General features: G+C 34.8%; 10 protein-coding genes. 5 read left to right on the top strand and 5 right to left on the bottom strand.

Going from position 1 to position 17101, the window contains the following annotated elements; translation table 11 throughout:
- The first annotated feature begins 274 nt into the window (after positions 1-274).
- Both ACAM30_RS13350 and ACAM30_RS13345 read left to right on the top strand, forming a co-directional pair.
- On the top strand, positions 275-1699 hold the full coding sequence (locus ACAM30_RS13350) for a sensor histidine kinase (RefSeq protein WP_369615110.1): 1425 nt from the start codon (positions 275-277) through the stop codon (positions 1697-1699).
- Positions 1689-2078, top strand: coding sequence for a response regulator (locus tag ACAM30_RS13345; RefSeq protein ID WP_369615109.1), 390 nt, complete (start codon positions 1689-1691; stop codon positions 2076-2078). The genes ACAM30_RS13350 and ACAM30_RS13345 overlap by 11 nt, the downstream gene beginning before the upstream one ends.
- 3 nt (positions 2079-2081) lie before the next feature.
- Here the strand turns inward: ACAM30_RS13345 and ACAM30_RS13340 are convergent, their stop codons facing one another.
- Entirely contained in the window at positions 2082-3233 is a 1152-nt protein-coding gene (locus ACAM30_RS13340) for an NlpC/P60 family protein (protein WP_369615108.1), read from the bottom strand.
- Positions 3234-3487: 254 nt separating this feature from the next.
- On the opposite strand from ACAM30_RS13340, the gene ACAM30_RS13335 reads away from it, so the two are divergent.
- Positions 3488-4867: a carboxypeptidase-like regulatory domain-containing protein gene (locus tag ACAM30_RS13335; RefSeq protein WP_369615107.1), complete on the top strand. Its 1380-nt coding sequence runs from the start codon at positions 3488-3490 to the stop codon at positions 4865-4867.
- Positions 4868-5115: 248 nt separating this feature from the next.
- On the opposite strand, the gene ACAM30_RS13330 is transcribed toward ACAM30_RS13335, so the two are convergent.
- Both ACAM30_RS13330 and ACAM30_RS13325 read right to left on the bottom strand, forming a co-directional pair.
- A complete protein-coding gene (locus ACAM30_RS13330; protein ID WP_369615106.1) occupies positions 5116-7380 on the bottom strand; it encodes an aconitate hydratase in 2265 nt (754 codons plus the stop codon).
- A 127-nt stretch (positions 7381-7507) separates the two neighbouring features.
- The gene (locus tag ACAM30_RS13325; RefSeq protein WP_369615105.1) at positions 7508-10279 is read right to left on the bottom strand and encodes a bifunctional aconitate hydratase 2/2-methylisocitrate dehydratase; all 2772 of its coding nucleotides are present in this window, start codon (positions 10277-10279) and stop codon (positions 7508-7510) included.
- A 443-nt stretch (positions 10280-10722) separates the two neighbouring features.
- On the opposite strand from ACAM30_RS13325, the gene ACAM30_RS13320 reads away from it, so the two are divergent.
- The gene (locus tag ACAM30_RS13320) at positions 10723-13221 is read left to right on the top strand and encodes an XrtN system VIT domain-containing protein (RefSeq protein ID WP_369615104.1); all 2499 of its coding nucleotides are present in this window, start codon (positions 10723-10725) and stop codon (positions 13219-13221) included.
- Positions 13221-14456 carry an exosortase N gene (gene xrtN, locus ACAM30_RS13315; protein WP_369615103.1) on the top strand — a complete coding sequence of 412 codons (1236 nt, stop codon included), beginning with the start codon at positions 13221-13223 and terminating at the stop codon, positions 14454-14456. Before ACAM30_RS13320 ends, xrtN begins: the two co-directional genes overlap by 1 nt.
- A 60-nt stretch (positions 14457-14516) precedes the next feature.
- On the opposite strand, the gene ACAM30_RS13310 is transcribed toward xrtN, so the two are convergent.
- Positions 14517-15470: an AAA family ATPase gene (locus tag ACAM30_RS13310; protein WP_369615102.1), complete on the bottom strand. Its 954-nt coding sequence runs from the start codon at positions 15468-15470 to the stop codon at positions 14517-14519.
- A 78-nt stretch (positions 15471-15548) separates the two neighbouring features.
- Complete coding sequence (locus ACAM30_RS13305; RefSeq protein WP_369615101.1) at positions 15549-16982, bottom strand: peptidylprolyl isomerase; 1434 nt, start codon at positions 16980-16982, stop codon at positions 15549-15551.
- Positions 16983-17101: the final 119 nt, after the last annotated feature.

The following is a 17101-nucleotide window of genomic DNA, read 5'->3' as shown; positions in this document are numbered from 1 at the left end:
CTTCACAGCATACATTTTATTTTTTTACTACAAAACAGGAACAAAAAATAATTATCCCGTAAGAAAAAAAACACTAATTCTAAAATTCTGTTCTTTTTTTACTAAATTTATGCATGCATAAAACAATCTTGGAAAATTATTTTTTTATTAACAATTGTTTATTTTAAAACCGTCAAAAGACAACACTCTCAGTAACCTGATTTTTTTAAAAGACTCCTTCAACAATAAGCGCTCTTAACAGAAAAAGCAGTATTAACCTCCAAATCTGAAAACTATGTCTAAGAGTTCGTTTTTTAAAAATATACGCTTCCCGAATGTTTTCATTCTATTGATAATTGTATTTATTTCCTGCGCTTTACTTATTTGTATCAACTTTTTTACAATCAAAATATTATCTGCAAACAGGGCTTATGTTCATGGTGAATCACATTATTCAAAAGGACAAAAGGACGCTGCACGTTATCTCATTATGTATCTTTTTACCAAAGATACCAACCAATGGAAACTCTTTTCTCAGGAATTGAAAGTCCCTCAGGGTGATGGTATTGCCAGGAGATCGCTTTTGAAATATGGAGACAACGAAATTGCCCGAAGAGGATTTCTAACAGGACGAAACCATAAAGATGACCTGGATGATATTGTCTGGCTGTTTGTAAACTTCAAAGATGTGTCTTTTTTGGCAAAAGCGATTCACGAATGGGGTCAGGGTGACGAATTAATCGCTAAATTATCCAAGCTGGGCCAGCAAGTCGATGCAGAGATCAAACAAAACCTACTGACACCGGACAGTCAGCAAAAATTTCTTAACGAAATTAGTACCATCAGCGATAAACTGACTATTAACGAACGTAATTTTTTAAATACTCTGGGAGAAGGAACCCGAAAAATCAAAAGCCTTCTTATCATCACCAATATTATTTTTATCCTGATCATCGTAATAAGTGTATGTACTTATTATTCGATTATGGTAAAACGTTTAGTCATCTCCAAAAAAGAAATTGAAGAAAAAAATGAAAATTTAATCCATGTAAATCATGAACTGGACCGATTTGTCTATAGTGCATCACACGATTTAAGATCACCGATAACATCACTAAAAGGATTAATCGAAATTACCCAGCTGGAGGATGATATCGAACAAGTCAGAGACTATTTAACACTCATGCACAAAAGCCTTGTCAAACAAGACCAATTTATCGTTGACATTATAGATTATTCCAAAAACAAACGAAAACAAGTTATTATAGAACCTGTCAGTTTAAAAGAATTATTTGACGAATCCATTTCACAGTTGATGCATATTGAAAATGCCAATAAAATAAAATTTACGAAAGAACTATTAATCGATACCATTCAAAGCGACGACTTGCGCCTGAGAATCATTATCTCGAATTTACTCTCGAATGCTATAAAATATGCCGACATTAATAAAGAGGAAATGTTTATTTCAATTAAAACTTATACAGAAGAGGGTTACAACAAAATTGAAATAACAGATAACGGTATCGGAATTAAAGATGAGTTTAAAAACAATATTTTTGAAATGTATTTTGGTACGAACAAAAACAAAGGTTCGGGATTGGGTCTTTACATTGTAAAAGAAGCTGTAGAAAACATCAAAGGAAGTATTTCTGTTTTCTCTGAAAACACTATCGGAAGTAAATTTATTGTAGCAATTCCAAATTATCATGGAAATTAAGCCCATATTCCTGATCATTGAAGACAATTTGATTGATCAGCTTGTCATCAAACAACTACTGACAAAAGTCCTTGATATCGATCAGATCATCATTGCGAATAATGGCAGAGAAGGAATTCAGTGGCTTGTTACTAAAAACAATGACCGCCCGCTTATCATTTTACTGGACATTCAAATGCCAATAATGAATGGTTTTGAATTCCTGGAAGAATTTCACAAATTAAAAAAAGGAATAAAAAAAGGAATTCAGATTTACATTCTTTCATCGACTTTAGATCCTGACGAAATTGCTGCAATTACGGCAAATAAGTATGTAAGTGCTTTTTTAAACAAACCGTTTCCAATAGATGAATTTAAAACAATACTGCTTAACTATTAAAAACTATTGAAGAACACGGTTTACCTGAGAAAAACTTCTTTGGTAATAAGGCTCTTTTGTAGATGAAATCATTACCCCGCCGTGTGTAGAAGAATGCACAAATTTAATCTCTCCTTCGGTTACCTCAACGACCATTCCAACATGATTGATACGGCGTCTTCCATTAGTTTTAAAGAAAATTAAATCTCCTTTTTGCGCCTCATCGGTGTCAACTCTAACTCCAACTCTGGATTGTTCGATCGAACTTCTAGGCAGTTTAATATCAAAATTATTAAAGGTACAAATCATTAATCCTGAGCAGTCAAAACCAGCTTTTGTAGTTCCGCCGGACCGGTAACGCGTCCCGATATTCTCTGTTGCATTTACAATCAATTGTTCAATAAGCTCCGAATTATTGTTTATGCCTCTAACAAATGTGGAATCTTTTTTCACAACCGTTTCCTCAGCAATTTGTATGGATGGTGTTGATGTGGTGGTTTCGATAGGTTTTACTTCTTGTAAGGCTGCAGCTTTTTCCGGTGAAACATTAATCTTAAGCAGATACCCCACCTTTAACCTCTTTTTAATTGCTGGATTTTGTTTTTCCAGTTCTTTAACGGTTATCCCAAACTCCTTTGCTATCGCATATTTCGTTTCTTTTGACAAAACTTCTCTGGTTACCTCAACCAGTGCAGGCTCCTGAGCTTTCTCTGCTACCGGTACAGCTGCTACAGTTGTATTAGTTGTATTATTAGACGGAATATTAATTTGCTGTCCGATTTTCAACCCTTCACTTTCCAGAAGCGGATTGGCTTTCTTTAAATCATCAACCGAAACATTGTATTTTTTGGAAATTCCCCAAAGCGTTTCTTTGGCAGCAACTTCATGAGAGCCCGGAGTAGTTTCCGGAGTAACATTTGCTATAATTTCTTCAGGCTTTTTGACAGCTGTTTTTGCAACTGTTTTATTGCGATTTGGGATTAACAGAACCGAATTTAACTTTAGAATTTTAGGTGCATTAGGATTCGCCTCTGCAATATCTTTTGGTTTTACTCCGTATTTTTTAGCAATTACAGTTAGATTTTCTCCTTGTGAGATTTTATGTTTAATATACTTTTCTTGTGAGAAAGCACCAACACTGAAAAAAAACAAAATTGCTATTAACCTGAAAACCATTATTGTTACATTTACATCTATTATTATACGCTCTGAATGCAATTACTTTCGAAAATTTAGGCTCCAAAAAAGTAATTATTTTACCCGATAAGCGAATTTAACTTTTTAAAGTAAAAAAAGCACCTTTTTTAACAACTTATTTTATTGAAATTAACAAACTCGGCATAAAAATTGATCCAAACCCCTGAAATAATGCCTTTTATAACGCGTATTATTTTCAAGCCAACTAAATCCAATCTTTAACTGAAAACCGTGTGAAAAAATTACTTTTAATTTCTTTCTTTTTGCCGCTATTATCTATTGCTCAAAACATCAATGGCGTAGTAATTTCTCAAAAAGATAATCTTCCGCTCGAAAACACCAATATTCATGCGCTCTCCAGTAATGTTGGAACAATCACTGACGAAAATGGTAAATTTTCTATAAAACTTCTTTCGAAATACGACAAAGAGGAAGTATTAGAATTTTCACATTTGGGGTATGCCACTAAAAGAATGTCTTTAAGCTATCTGACAAAGCAAAATTTTATTGTTTTACTTGAAGAAAATACTGAAAACTTATCCGGAGTAACGATCGCTTCCAATTCAAAATTAAAAACCAAGATTTCATTCAACAGTTTAGCACCTTTAAAATATCCAATTTTCTCATTCGGATCTTTTTTAAAAGAGGATAAAATTTATGTTAGCGGCGGAGATGCGTATTCCGAAATAGATCAACTGGCAAAAGTACGTGCGAAAAAAGCCGATCCAAATTTTCAGGATTATATAGCCGAAGCCCAAAACGCAGGAAAACGTCATTATAAAAAGTACCTCGCTATTTATGACATCAAAAACAATACTTGGGAAACTCAGGACTTAAAACTGCAGCCCAGAGCGTATCACAACATTCACTTCTACAACAATCTGATTTATGTTTTGGGAGGAAAAAAAATATTAGTTAACAAGATCAGCAGTTGGGAATACTTGCAAGATAAGATTGAAGTTGTAGATCTTGACAAAAAAAGTATTAAAACAGATAAGACAAATCCGCATCAGGCTGCTGATTTTGCTTCCTTTAGTTATAACGACAATATCATTGTAGCCGGAGGATCGGTAAAGAGGGATGAAAACGATAAAAAAGATTTTACTGATAAAATGCATTTGTACAATATTACATCAGGGTACTGGTACGAACTACCCAGTATGCTAACAGCTAAAGAAACTACCGGAATATTAATTGACAACAAAATTTACTTCATTGGCGGATACAATGGAAAACCTTTGTCGCAAATCGAAACTTTTGATTTGACAACAGAAAAATGGGGATTTCCCGGCGAATTATTCACTCCCTTAGAAAGGCCTGCTATTGCCTATAACAACAATATAATTTACTTTTTTGAGGATCGAAAAATATACACTTATGAATTAAAAACAAAGCAGTTAAAGGAATTTGAAATTGAGTTGGAGTCAAAACGTGCCGCCATGTATTACAATAACAACAAATTATATATTTTAGGAGGGCGTATTGACAACAGCTACTCACAAGTGCCGTCGTCTAAAGTATACAGCGTGGACATCAATGAGTTTGAAACCACAAAACCGAATAAAATTAAGTCTTTATCGCAAGAAGTAACGGCAGTCAAACCAATTGAATAGTAAAAATAAATTTATTGGGTTTGAATTTGAAAATCTACATAAATAATGGACTGCCTCAAAAAAATCGCGTTTCGCTCCGCTGGAGCTTTTTGATACTGAAAAATTATATTTTCTATAAAGATTTTGCTCCTCTGGAGCAGTTTCAAAAAGGGCAAGAGTAATTCTCTGAAAAAAAATATTTTATGCAAAAAATGGGGCTGGTTCAAAAGTGAACCAGCCCCATTTTTAACATGAATGAATCTTAAAGATTATGCTTTTCCGGCAGCAATTAAATTTAAAGCTGAACCAGCAACAAACCAACCAATCTGACCTTGATTATAAGTATGATTCGCCAGAATGATATCTTTGGTACCATCAGCGTGAACAAACTCTAATGTTAATGGTTTTCCGGGAGCAAACTCTGTTAAATCAGTAAAATTAATCGTATCATCCTCTTTGATTTTATCGTAATCGGCTTCATTAGCAAAAGTCAATCCTAAAAGACCCTGTTTTTTAAGGTTGGTTTCGTGGATACGGGCAAAAGATTTTACCAACACTGCTTTAACTCCTAAAAAGCGAGGCTCCATAGCGGCATGCTCACGCGAAGAACCTTCTCCATAATTGTGATCTCCCACAACAATAGATGGAACTCCGGCAGCTTTATAGGCACGTGCTACAGCAGGAACAGCATCATATTGCCCCGTTAATTGATTTTTAACCGAATTGGTTTTCTGGTTGAAAGCATTTACAGCACCAATCAGCATATTGTTCGAAATATTATCTAAATGTCCACGGAAACGCAGCCACGGTCCTGCCATAGAAATGTGGTCGGTCGTACATTTTCCAAATGCTTTGATCAACAATTTAGCACCCGTAATGTTTTTACCGTCCCAGGCGTCAAAAGGCGCTAATAATTGTAAACGTTCTGATGTTGGGTTTACCACAACCTGAACTCCTGAACCGTCTGCTGCGGGAGCCTGAAATCCCGGATCTTCGGCATAGAAACCTTTTGAAGGAAGTTCATCTCCTGTTGGAGCATCCAACATCACTTCTTCTCCTTCTTCGTTGATTAATTTATCTGTTAACGGATTGAATCCTAAATCACCCGCAATAGCCATAGCCGTTACTAATTCCGGAGAACCTACAAAAGCTAAAGTATTTGGATTTCCATCTGCACGTTTGGAGAAGTTACGATTGAAAGAGTGAACGATAGTATTTCTTTCTTCTTTTTCTGCTCCTTCTCTGTCCCACATACCAATACATGGTCCGCAGGCATTTGCAAAAACGGTTGCTCCAATTTTATGGAATGTATCAATAAATCCGTCTCTTTCAATAGTGGAACGCACTACTTCTGAACCCGGAGTTATCGTAAACTCTGCTTTTGTTTTTAAATTCTTATCGGCAACTTGTCTTGCTAATGAAGCTGCACGCGAAATATCTTCGTAAGAGGAATTTGTACAAGAACCAATTAACCCTACCTGAATTTGTAATGGCCAGTTGTTTTTAATTGCTTCTTCTTTCATTTTAGAAATTGGAGTCGCCAAATCCGGCGTGAAAGGACCGTTTAAATGCGGCTCTAACTCAGACAGATTAATTTCGATAACCTGATCAAAATATTGTTCAGGATTAGCATATACTTCAGGATCTCCAGTCAAATAAGAAGCAATTTTATCGGCAGCATCGGCAACATCAGCTCTGTTTGTAGAACGCAGGTAACGCCCCATAGAAGCATCATAACCAAAAGTTGAAGTGGTAGCTCCAATTTCTGCTCCCATGTTACAAATAGTCCCTTTTCCGGTACAAGACATAGAGGTTGCTCCTTCTCCAAAATATTCTACAATAGCCCCTGTACCACCTTTTACAGTAAGTATCCCGGCTACTTTAAGAATAACATCTTTTGGAGCTGTCCATCCTGATAATTTACCGGTTAGTTTTACTCCGATTAACTTTGGAAACTTCAATTCCCAGGCCATCCCGGACATTACATCTACGGCATCAGCTCCACCAACACCAATAGCAACCATTCCTAAACCACCTGCATTAACGGTATGTGAATCGGTACCAATCATCATTCCGCCAGGGAAAGCATAATTCTCCAGTACCACCTGATGAATAATTCCTGCTCCCGGTTTCCAGAAACCAATTCCGTATTTATTAGAAACTGATGAAAGGAAATCAAAAACCTCGTTACTTTGTGTCTTTGCTCTTGCCAAATCAGTTGCAGCATCTACTTTTGCCTGAATCAGGTGATCGCAGTGTACTGTTGTCGGTACGGCTACTTTAGATTTTCCGGCATGCATAAACTGCAATAATGCCATCTGTGCTGTTGCATCCTGACAGGCTACACGATCCGGGGCAAAATCAACATAATCTACTCCTCTTTTAAACACCTGAGACGGCGCTCCGTCCCAAAGGTGATTGTATAAAATTTTCTCTGTTAACGTAAGTGGACGACCAACAAGCTCTCGTGCTTTATCAACACGACCGGGCATGTTCTCATACACTTTTTTAATCATTTCAATATCAAAAGCCATAAGTATAATTGTTTTTGTGTTTTTTTTTGAACATCCCAAGTTACAAAAAATAGAGGAGTTAATAAAGAAAAAGCCCGAGTTTATCACTCGGGCTCTCTATATATAATGATTATAACTAATCGTAAGATTACATCACTAACTGTTTGTTTGAAGGAGCAAACTTAGTTAAATTGATTCCTTCAACCGCAGTAGTATACTCCTCTAATGTTGGAGTCCTACCTAAAATTGTAGACAATACAACAACCGGTGTAGAAGAAAGTAAAGACTCTCCTTTTTTACCTTCAGTATCTTCCACAACTCTTCCCTGGAAAAGACGCGTAGAAGTTGCCATTACAGTATCTCCTTTTGCTGCTTTTTCCTGGTTCCCCATACAAAGGTTACATCCCGGACGCTCTAAATACAACATGTTTTCGTATTCTGTACGTGCTGCACCTTTTGGAGCATTATCATCAAATTCAAAACCGGAATATCTTTGTAAAACTTCCCAGTCACCTTCAGCTTTCAATTCGTCTACGATATTGTAAGTAGGCGGAGCAACAACCAAAGGTGCATTAAACTCAACTTTACCTTTTTGTGACTCTACGTTTTTCAACATCTGAGCAAGGATTTTCATATCTCCTTTGTGAACCATACAAGATCCGATAAATCCTAAGTCTACTTTTTTCTCTCCACCGTAGAAAGATAAAGGTCTGATGGTATCGTGAGTGTATCGTTTAGAAACATCAGCATTGTTTACGTCCGGATCAGCGATCATTGGTTCAGCAATCTGATCCAAATCAACTACCACTTCAGCGTAGTACTTAGCATTTGCATCCGGTGTTAAAGCTGGTTTTTCAGAAGTTCTAATCTCTTCAATTCGCTTATTTGCTTTATTGATCAATCCCTGAAGTACGTGTTTCTCATTATCCATTCCTTTGTCGATCATGATCTGGATTCTGCCTTTTGCAATTTCCAATGATTCGATTAAAGTATCGTCTTCAGAAATACAGATAGAAGCTTTTGCTTTCATCTCTGCTGTCCAGTCTGTAAAGGTAAACGCCTGGTCAGCTGTAAGAGTTCCGATATGAACCTCGATAATTCTCCCCTGGAATACGTTCTCTCCTCCAAACTGATGCAACATCTGAGCCTGAGTAGCATGAACTACATCACGGAAATCCATATATCCTTTCATATCTCCTTTGAAAGTTACTTTTACAGATTCCGGGATTGGCATAGAAGCTTCTCCTGTCGCTAATGCAAGAGCTACTGTTCCTGAATCTGCACCAAAAGCAACCCCTTTTGACATCCTTGTATGAGAGTCACCACCAATAATAATCGCCCACTCATCAATAGTGATATCGTTTAATACTTTGTGGATTACGTCTGTCATTGAATGATAAACTCCTTTTGGGTCACGAGCTGTGATTAAACCAAAATCATTCATAAATTTCATCAGCTTAGGAATATTTGCCTGTGCTTTTTTATCCCAAACTGAAGCGGTGTGACATCCTGACTGATAAGCACCATCAACGATTGGTGAAATTACAGTTGCCGCCATAGATTCTAATTCCTGAGCTGTCATCAAACCAGTCGTATCCTGAGAACCTACAATATTTACTTCAACACGAACATCAGATCCGGCGTGTAGCACTTTTCCAGGTGTAGAACCTACAGCATTTCTGTTGAAGATTTTCTCTACTGCCGTAAGACCTTGTCCGTCATGAGAAATTTCTTTTGAAGGAGCAAATACAACCGGAGCTGTAACACCTAAAGTTTTTGCTGCAAATGTTTGCAATTTTTTACCAAATACGATAGCATATGAACCACCGGCTTTGATAAATTCCATTTTTTGAGGAGTAAATGCTTTAGAAATATCGATCAGTTCCTGATCTCCATTGTAAAGTTTTTTCTCTTTAATATTAATGGTCAGAACAGTTCCTGTAGCTACAGAATAAGTTTGCTCTAAGACTGGTTCGTCATTTTCGTTACGCACAACATTACCTGCTGCATCAAGCTTTTTAACCCAGTTTTTAAGGTCAAGACCAATACCACCGGTAACATCAACTGTAGTTAAGAAAATTGGAGAAATACCATTTGTACCTCCTACAATTGGAGCAATATTTACGAATGGAATATACGGGCTTGATTGTTTTCCTGTCCAAAGTGCTACGTTATTCACACCAGACATTCTTGAAGAACCAACTCCCATTGTTCCTTTTTCAGCAATTAACATTACGCTTTTATCAGGGTGTTGTGCCTGTAAAGCTCTAATTTCCTGCTGCGCTTGCGGCGTAATCATACATTGTCCGTGAAGCTCACGATCTGAACGCGAGTGCGCCTGATTACCCGGAGAAAGCAAATCTGTTGAGATATCTCCTTCACCAGCGATAAAAGTAACTACTTTAATTTCGTCTGCTACTTCCGGAAGTTTTGTAAAGAATTCTGCTTGTGCGTAGCTTTCCAGAATTTCTTTCGCAACTTCATTATTATTTTTGAATGCCTCTACTAAACGATCCGTATCTGCTTCGTAAAGGAAAACCTGTGTTTTAAGAACTTTTGCAGCATCTTTTGCAATAGCAGTATCATTACCTAAAGCTAAATCCAGAAGGACCTTGATAGAAGGACCACCTTTCATGTGAGATAACAATTCAAATGCAAAAGCAGGAGTAATTTCACTTACTACAGCTTCACCAAGAATAATCTCTTTTAAAAACTCAGCTTTTTCACCTGCAGCGCTTGTAGTACCCGGCAAAGTATTATAAATAAAAAATTTAAGCGAATCTTCTCTATACGGATTGTTAACATCCTTAATCTGTGAAATAATTTCGCTTGCTAATTCTGCACCATCGATTGGCTTTGGATGAAGACCCTGGCCTTTTCTTTCCTCGATTTCTTTAATGTAATCTTGATAAGTATTCATAATATTATAGAAGTCTTTTTATTTTTTGTTTGCAAATTTAGCTATTAAAGCCGAGAATTAAAAAAAATATAACAGAACTCGCCTTTTCAAAAATTATTATTGCTAAAAAACAATTTTCGTTGCTTATTTTTGTCAAAATTTCAATTTTGTATTAAAAAAATGAATTATTACCATTTTAAAATCCTTTCTTTAGCAAAGTCGAAATTTGATACAATAAATGAAGTGAGATTTTACCTCAACTTTAGCAAAGAACCTTTCTAAATAAACAATTATAACGTTATAGTAATCGATTTGTCTTCTCTAATCAGTCTCTTCCAAAACTAAAAAATCATTAAGAATATTTAAAGAAATCTTTAAATTAAAAAAACGAAACAAAAAGTTCATTTTTCAATTATTATCATAACTTTGCAATTCAAAGTTCTTTTAATTAAAAAATACTTTCTATGAATACAACCAGAATAAACTCTTTTTTAAATGACCAAATTGGAGTAAAAATCAGCCTTATTATTACACTATTCAGCACAACAATGCTGGCACTTTCTTTATTGGGAAGTAAATCAGATTACGAAAGCTTTGAAATGCTTTCTGTACTCAATATCATTATTCTGCTCCCGTATGGTGCTATCCTTACTTACAATCTATTAAGAAACAAAAAGAACTACCTTCATTTACTTCCTTTCTTATTTCTCAATTGGTTTATCGGATGTTTCTCTACAAATGTTTATGTAAATGTTTTCGAAAATTTACCTATTTGGGTGTATTGCACTACGTTTCTGTTTTGCTTTTCAAACTTTGTAATTTACAATCGTGCAATAACAAATCGCAACATTACCCTAATCTCTTATTTCATCAACGGCTGTTCTTATCTCTTAATCTTATATTATGTTGTGTTCCTGATACCAATAAGCATGCTTTCTATAATAGGAATTCTTGCCTTAGGATTAGGTTTTTATGGATTAGTGCCCGGAATTGTACTTACAATTCACACTTACATCCTGTCTAAAGTTCTTTTTGAAGAAAAAAACAACACCTATGCGTTCCTCTCAGGTATCGGAATCATTTTAACCAGCCTGATGGTGTTTACTTTTTTATTAAACAGGGAAAGCCTAAAAATAAATCAATATGGCATTACCAAAACATTTGAAGAGAATACCGATTTACCAACTTATATTAAAGTTTCTCAAAATCTTAAACCCAATTTTTTCAATGAAATTCTGCTGAAGAAAAACATTGTGTACATTGCAACAGAAGACTTCTTTGAATTAAATGACTTTGGCAGATTCAATAACAATGTTCAGTATCACGAAAGAAAGACTCACAATCCTTTTTTAAATATCGCTTACCATTTTGCAGAAAACATCAATTTAAGTGATGATGACAAAGTCAATATTCTAAAAGCTAATTTTGATAAAAGACTTGAATCTGAGGAGCAATTATGGAGCGGACGAGATCTTATTACCAAAAACATTAAGGAAGATGTGAAGATTTATCCGAATGACAGACTTGCTTACACCGAGATTACAATGGATGTTGTCTGCGAAGAAGATAGCGAAGGTCAAAAAGAAGCTATTTATTCCTTTCAGCTTCCTGAAGGCTCTGTTGCAACTTCTTTGTCATTGTGGGTGAATGGAATAGAAAGAAAAGGTGTTTTAACTACCAAAGAAAAAGCGAAAGAAGCGTACCATCAGGTTGTGGGTATTGAGGCAAGAGACCCTTCCTTAATGCAATGGAAAGAAGGCAACAGAGTTACAGTTCGCGTATTTCCAATTACAAGCGAATTACCACGAACTTTTAAATGCGGCTTCACAACACCTTTAAAAGTTACAGACGATAAACTGATCTATCAAAGTTTGACGATAAAAGGCCCAAATATCAATAATGCTGCGACTATTTCGAGATTTCAGGTGAATGGAAATACCGAGTTTAAAACTTCAAAAGATTTTGACTTTGCGGGTAATTACCACATAAATGAATCTAAAGGTTTGGACAAATGGGAAGCTGAATTTCCTTTAAACAAAAAACCTTTGAGCAGTGCATTTGTCTGGAAGAATAAAAGTTATGAAACAAAACCTCTTATTAAAGAAAGGATTGCTTTTACGCCAAGCGAAATTACCCTTGATCTCAACAACAACTGGAAAATAGAAGAACTTGAATCGATACTCAGCCTTTCTCAAAACAAATATTTTGTTCTTATAAATGATACGAAACAAGAAATCAATGCTTCTAATTACGAGAGTATTTGGGGCCAATTTAATGGATTGAATTATTCTCTTCTACCACTTTTTGATTTACAGGAAAACACTTTGATTATCACAAAATGCGGTACATTTTCTTCAAACTTTGAAGAATTAGAATCTTCAAAATATTTAGAAAAAATAAGACAACGAACAAAAAATAAAAACTTAAAAGTTATCAATATTTCAAATGAAATAAATCCGTTCTGGCAGACCGTAAAGGAACAGAAATATGTAAGTTTTATACAAACAAATCTTAATACTTGTACAGATCTTATCAGCAAAAAACATTTCATAAAATTTCAGACTAATGAAAACAGTGTCAATTTAGAAACTGCCGGAATCTCAATTCATGAAAATTCAGAAATTCAGAAAACAGCAAATACAGGTTCAAATCATTTGTACAGAATGTTCTGTTTTGGAAAAGTTTTAAACGATCAGGTCGAAATTCAAGCCGATACTTTAAAACAAAACAAATATGTTGACCTGGCAAAAGACGCCAATATTGTTACCCCTATTTCATCTTTAATCGTTTTGGAAACGGATGAAGATTATAAAAATAACGGGATTGAGAAAAACATTAATACTTTAGGAAATGCCTCTATCAATAATGACGGAGCCGTACCTGAACCACACGAATGGGCACTATTATTCATCGTTTTATCTGCCATTTTATTCCGTTATAGAAAACAAAAATTAACGAATTAATGAAGAATTTAATTCTACAGAAAAAACCAATACTTGCTGTTTTTGCAATCTTATTACTTTTTGCCATAAACAGCAAGATATTGCTTTTAAATCTAAACAACGATTTCCTTGGAATTCTGGGCTCTCTTTGTCTTTTTATTATTGGCGGAAGAAAAACAAATTTCAGAATTAATTATTTTTTAATTCTAAGCATTCTATTGCTAGAATTCATCAGCTGGCGTTTAAACACCAAATCGGTTCATTTTCTGTCTGCACTATTATTTCTGTGTTTGGTTTTTCATTATTTCACCGGGAAATTTTCCTTTATTGCTTTCATTTGCCTTATTTTATTTTCGACGCTTTTTAGTGCTTTTTTTGCACACTTAACCTCAGAAATAAAACAAAGCCTCTGTTATGTAGTCTATCTGACACTAAAGAGTTTTCTGCCTATAAATAAAATCGAAGGTGTTAATTTTTACATCAATAATGCAAAAATCACCATCGACACTGCCTGCATGGGATTGTCAATGTTTAAAACCGGCTTGTTGTTTGGCGCAATTTTAATGACTCTGGAAGAAAGAAGACTTAAACAATATTACGGCGTTTTGCAAATAGTCTCTTTCTGTTTCGTCATAATAACACTCAATATTATATCAAATTATTTTAGAATCGTAACCTTAATTTTTTTCAATTGTACTCAGGAAAACTTTTTGCATCACGCCATTGGTTTAATCTGTTTTACCGTTTATCAAATTATACCGATGCTATTCATTAGTAAATATATAAAACCAAAAATCGAAAACAATAATTCAACCAAAATCAAACCTGAAACACTTATTGTATCCCTATCCTTTACAATCATTTTAGCCACCAGCATAAAAATCAAAAATGAAACAGAAACTAATTTTCGCCAGGAAGTTAGTTCTGAATACCCTATAAAAAAAGGCTCTTGGGTAAACAAGGAAGTTTTTAAAATTGAAACTGTCAAAAAATTGACTTATATAAAAACACCCTCTCATAATCCGATGGTTTGCTGGACTGGCTCCGGATACAAAATTATTGAATCTAAAAAAATCCTGGTAAACCAAGAAGAAATATGGTTTAACAAAATGGAGAAAGACAACCAAAAGTATAAATCATATTGGTGGTATGAATCTAATGGCAAAAAATACAGTTCACTAATTGAAGTTTTACTCCTAAAACTGATTTATGGCAAACCCATTTTTTTAATCAACGAAACCTTAAAATCAAACTAAATAAAAAACCCAAACCAGAAATCATTACTAGTTTGGGTTTTAATATTTTTAATAAATCTATTACATTAGTTTTTTAATAATAACTTCTTCTGTTATTCCTTCGGCATCTGCTTTATAGTTTTTAATGATTCTGTGTCTTAAAATGCCGGTTGCAACTGCTTTTACATCTTCAATATCGGGAGAGAATTTTCCATTGAATGCAGCGTGAGCTTTTGCAGCCAAAATTAAATTCTGCGAAGCTCTTGGTCCCGCTCCCCAATCTAAATAATTCTTAACAAAATCATTCGACAAAGCATTATCAGGGCGAGTTTTGCTCACTAAAGTTACTGCATATTCGATTACATTATCGGCTACAGGAATTCTGCGGATCAAATGCTGAAATTCAATAATTTCCTCTGCGCTGAACAATGGATTAATAGCTGTCTTAGCATCAGAAGTTGTACGCTTCACTACCTGAACTTCTTCTTCGAAAGTTGGGTATTCCAGCTTAATAGCGAACATGAAACGGTCTAACTGTGCTTCCGGTAACGGATAGGTCCCTTCCTGCTCGATTGGGTTTTGAGTCGCCAATACAAAATAAGGTAAATCTAACTTATAGTTTTGCCCCGCAATGGTAACGGAACGTTCCTGCATGGCTTCCAGTAAAGCTGCCTGTGTTTTTGGCGGAGTTCTATTGATCTCATCCGCCAAAATGATATTGGAAAAAATAGGTCCTTTAATGAATTTAAAATGTCTGTTTTCATCCAAAATTTCACTTCCTAAAATATCCGAAGGCATTAAATCGGGTGTAAACTGAATTCTTTTAAAATCTAAACCTAAAGCCTGAGACAAAGTATTAATCATTAAAGTTTTTGCCAAACCCGGAACACCAATCAAAAGAGCATGACCACCTGAAAATATACACAGTAAAATTTGGTCTACAACGGCATCCTGGCCCACAATAATTTTTGCTATTTCGTTTTTTAATTCATTTCGTTTCTGAACCAAATTATGAATTGCTGTTACGTCAGACATTTAGATATGTTTTTAAAATTAAAAAGAGTTAGTATTATGAATTCATAAAACTAACTCTTTTTCTTTATTTAATAAAAATTATTTTTTTAACCAGTTGTAGACAAAATTACAATCTCTGTACTCTCCAAGAATTTTGATATAAGTATCTTTTATTTTAGAATCAAACCATTTCGAGATTGTTGTGATTTGTTTTTCTTTCAATGCTAATTCTTTAATTTTAGTATAATCCTTAGCATAATCAGCAACGTGTTGTTCAATTCTGTTGGTAACAGTGATTATCTTATACGTTTTTTTCCCTTTATCATCTGTATTTAAAAGCGGCTGCGAAATTTCGTCGTCTTTCAAATTTGAAACCTGTCCGTATAAAGTCGGATCCATTTTAGTCAATTCGAAACGGGTATCCTGAGTATTTGGATTTACCAGTGTTCCTCCGTTTGCTCTTGTTTCTTTTTCATCAGACTCTGTTCTTGCAGCTTCTGCGAAAGTAATCTCTTTATTAACAATTTTGTTTCTTATGTTAGTGATTCTTTCTTTTGCCTCTTTCAATGCATTTTCAGAAACTGTTGGCGGAATTAAAATATGTCGCAATTCAATTTCCTGTCCTTTAATTTTTTCAACCATGATAATATGGTATCCGAAAGTAGTTTTAAAAGGTTCGGAAATCTCTCCCTGTGCTAAACTAAAAGCTACATCTTTAAATTCCTTCACAAAAGGAGTCTTTCGGGTCATTTTATAAAAACCACCGGTTGGTGCAGATCCCGGATCTTGTGAGTACAATACTGCTTTTGTTGCAAAACTGGATCCCTCGAGAACATCTTTTCTTATTGAATTCAGCCTGTCAATTACCTTTTGCTCGTCTTCTTTTGAAACCTTTGGCTCGACAACAATCTGTGCTACTTCCATCTCAGCTCCAAAAGTTGGCAATTCATCTTTAGGAATCTTTTTAAAGAAGTTACGCACTTCCTCAGGAGTTATTTCTACAGCATCAACAATTTTCTTTGTCATTTCTGATGCTAATTTTTGCTCTTTTAAGATATCTGCAAAATAGGTTTTAAATTCCTCTACAGAATTCTTTTTATAATAAGCTACAACTTTATTAATATCACCTACTTGCTGTACCATATAATTCAATCGCTCGTCCATCATGCTTCTTACTTCGGCATCACTCACTACGATACTATCCTGAATTGCCTGATGTGCGTAAAGTTTATCTTCTAAAAGCTTCCCTAACATCTGACATCTTGTAATATCTTTTGTAGATCCGCCCTGTGCTGTAATTTCTAAAAATGCTTTATCAATATCTGAATCTAAAACAATATAATCTCCAACTGTAGCAATAATACCATCAACTTTTAGTTTCTGTCCGGCAGTCATCGTAATAGCCGGTTTACTGACTACTGTATCCTTAATAACTTCTTGTGCCGAAATAATTGAGTTGAAAAAAAATAAAAAACACATTGTCAACACGTATCGGAAATCAATTGTTTTTAGCGCTAATTTTTTTAATAACATTATTTAAAATTTAATTTGAATGTAAAGATCCTGCTTTAGAATTTGTCATAAACTAAGATCATTTTTAAAATACCGCAGAAGTATAATTCCTGAAATATGAAACAATTAAGATCTAGTTC

The organism is Flavobacterium sp. CFS9 (genome assembly GCF_041154745.1).
GTDB lineage: Bacteria > Bacteroidota > Bacteroidia > Flavobacteriales > Flavobacteriaceae > Flavobacterium.
Note: the sequence above shows the minus strand (reverse complement) of the source record. Positions and strands in the feature narration are given on the sequence as shown.